The sequence below is a fragment of the Streptomyces altiplanensis genome (assembly GCF_053591575.1).
The window spans coordinates 1-2731 of the sequence record NZ_JBSFUB010000214.1 but is presented as its reverse complement, the minus strand read 5'-3'; the positions used below and the strand labels follow the sequence as shown (position 1 = coordinate 2731).

General features: G+C 68.4%; 2 protein-coding genes. Both read left to right on the top strand.

Annotated features, from left to right (window positions below; translation table 11 throughout):
• On the top strand, positions 1 to 901 hold a 901-nt coding region (locus ACWD0Y_RS36535), incomplete at its 5' end, for an IS256 family transposase (protein WP_450264556.1).
• A gap of 340 nt (positions 902 to 1241) precedes the next feature.
• Positions 1242 to 2639 (top strand): helicase associated domain-containing protein, encoded by a 1398-nt coding sequence (locus ACWD0Y_RS36530; RefSeq protein ID WP_450264555.1) that lies wholly within the window; start codon positions 1242 to 1244, stop codon positions 2637 to 2639.
• The last annotated feature ends 92 nt before the right edge of the window (positions 2640 to 2731 follow it).

Below are 2731 nucleotides of genomic sequence, written 5' to 3'. Positions count from 1 at the left end.
CGAGAAGCCGGACGCCCGCCGGGTTCCGGACGGGCCGGTTTCCGTGGAGTTCGACGGGGTCTCCTTCGCCTACCCCTCCGCCGACAAGGTCTCCCGGATCTGCGCAAACCTCGACGAACAGCTCGACGCCTTCCGCACCCGGCCACTGGATCACACCCGCTTCCCCTACGTCTACCTCGACGCCACTTACGTCAAGGCACGCGTGAACCACCAGATCGTCTCCCAGGCCGTCGTCATCGCCACCGGCGTCACCGAGGACGGCGGCCGCGAAGTCCTCGGCGTCATGGTCGGCGACAGCGAAACCGAAGCGTTCTGGACCGAGTTCCTGCGCTCGTTACGGGAACGCGGCCTGACCGGCGTCCGTCTCGTCATCTCCGACAGCCACAGCGGCCTGGTCAAAGCCATCCGCAAGGTCATGCTCGGCGCCACCTGGCAGCGCTGTCGTGTCCACTTCGTCCCCAACGTCTTCTCGGTGATCCCGAAGGGAGCCGCAGAGATGGTCGCCGCGACGATCCGCACGCTCTTCGCCCAGCCCACCGCCGAAGCGGTCCGGGCCCACCTCGACACCGTCGCGGACATGCTCGGCGAGCAGTTCCCCAAGGTCAAAGAGATGCTTCTCGACGCGAAGGAGGACCTGACCGCGTTCGCGGACTTCCCCCACCAGCACTGGAAGAAGATCCAGTCGACCAACCCGCTCGAGCGGCTGAACCGGGAGATCAAGCGCCGTTCCGACGTCGTCCAGGTCTTCCCCAACACCAGCGCCGTCAACCGGCTCGCCACCGCCGTCCTCGTCGAACTCCACGACGAGTGGATCGCCTTCCCCCGCCGCTATCTCTCCATCGAGAGCATGGACAGCCTCTATCCGGACAACACCACCTGCCTGCCCGGCACTGCCGAATGATCAGCTACACCACACCAAGGGACACGACCGACGGCGGCCCAACCTGTTCACGGTGCGGCCCGACGGGGAAGTGGTCTTCAACGCCGAGGCCCGGGCGGTGGTCGCCGCTTTCTGCCGCATGCCCGAAGAACACCTGCACCGTGCCCTGCCGGCCTGGGGCAGAGACGGCCCTTCGAGCAGGCTCGGGAATGGGCCAGCCGCCTGGGTCCGCACCGCAGCCACTATCCCGCCGACCGGCCCCGGATGCCGGGCCTGCACCGCGACCAGCACACGAGGGCGGGAAGAAGCACGCCGCTACCTGCTGCCGCACGGCCGGGTATGCGTCAAGCACCAGTGCTGGATGCTGGAAACACCCGTCGTCGACGGGGCAACGGCGGGCCCCGGGCAGTTGAACCTACGGTATGTACCGCAGAACGGGGCGGCCCAGCGCCGTCATGTACGGCTGCTGCGGCGCTCTGCGCACGCCGGCGAAGCGTTCACCGTGGCGCAGGCAATCATGGCTTCGTGGTGGGACGAGCCCTGGCTGGGAGAGATCCTATGGCCCGATCGGCTGCGGCTGATGGCACCCGGCAACGACCTCGCTTGGCGTGCCGCGGCGCGGGATGCGGTGACCTATCCCGAAGCTGTCACGCTGGCCGCGGCCCTCGCCGACCCGAGCCTGCAGCAGCGGCTACTCGATGACGCGGGGCGGCATCAGCCGCACGCGCTCGCCGATGTCCCCAGCCTCGTGGATGAACTGGCTCGGCGCCTTGAGCGGCCATGGATCGCCGGTCGCCTCAGCGCCATCACGACAGGCCCGCTGAACGCCTGGGTACGCGCCTGCGTACGCACTCAGGCCGGGCACAAGCCAAAGACACGCAGCATGTGGCACGTCTCCCCGCCCCACCGGCCCGCACCGATCACCCGGCTCCTGGCCGAAACCCGGCCCGTCGACGAAGCGCCCGGAAAAACGGAGTCGGAGGGGTCGTCGGCCCCAGGCGTGGCCGAGACCGCCAAGGGGTTCGCGCGCGGCCTGCGCCACGCCCGCACCTACGCCACCGAACACGGCCACCTCTGCATTCCTTACCGGCACGAAAAGGACGGGTTCCAACTCGGCCTGTGGCTGGCCAACCAGCGCGCCGCAGGCCCTCAGCTCTCCCCCGAGCGCAGCCAGGCCCTGGCCGCTCTTGACCCGTGGTGGAATCCTGCGTGGAGCACGCTGTGGCAGCGCATCTATCTGCGCGCACGACGGCTGCTGGACTCAGGCACCGACATCAGACCCGAGCAGGGCTTCCTGGGCACCAGCGAGAATCTCGGCACCTGGCTGTACCGGCAGTGCCAGGTCTACAGCAGCCTCCACCCCCAGCAGCGCAGACTGTTGGCACAGATCGGCATCAGTGCCGAAGCCGCCCTCCACGCACTGCCGCGGCGTCGCAACCTCGCCGAGGCCCGTGACCGGGGCCTGACCAACGCACGCGCCTACTGGAAGCAGCACGGGCACCTTTGTGCGAGCGCTGCTGATACGTACGCCGACTTCCCCATCGGCCAATGGCTGACCAACCTCCGCGTACGCGCCCGACGCGGCATTCTCGATCCCGCCCTCACGCAGCAGCTGGACGCAATGGATCCGTGGTGGGCACCGTCCTGGCCCTCCGACTGGCAACGAGCCTGCTACACGGTGCGCGATCTTGTCCGCTCCGGCCACCCCCTCGACCCCGAAAGCGCCTTTGCAGCCTTCGATGACGAGCTCGGTCAATGAGCGTTTTCAGAGTGGCCACCGGTCGGGTGATGGGGTGGCCTCCCGCAACGCGCGAGGCCCCTGTGCCGTTGAGAGAGGTGTTCGACGTCTCA

Bases quoted from the DNA above. Each gene is read 5' to 3' on its own strand.
- ACWD0Y_RS36530 (WP_450264555.1), top strand. From the start codon at position 1,242: ATGCTGGAAACACCCGTCGTCGACGGGGCAACGGCGGGCCCCGGGCAG.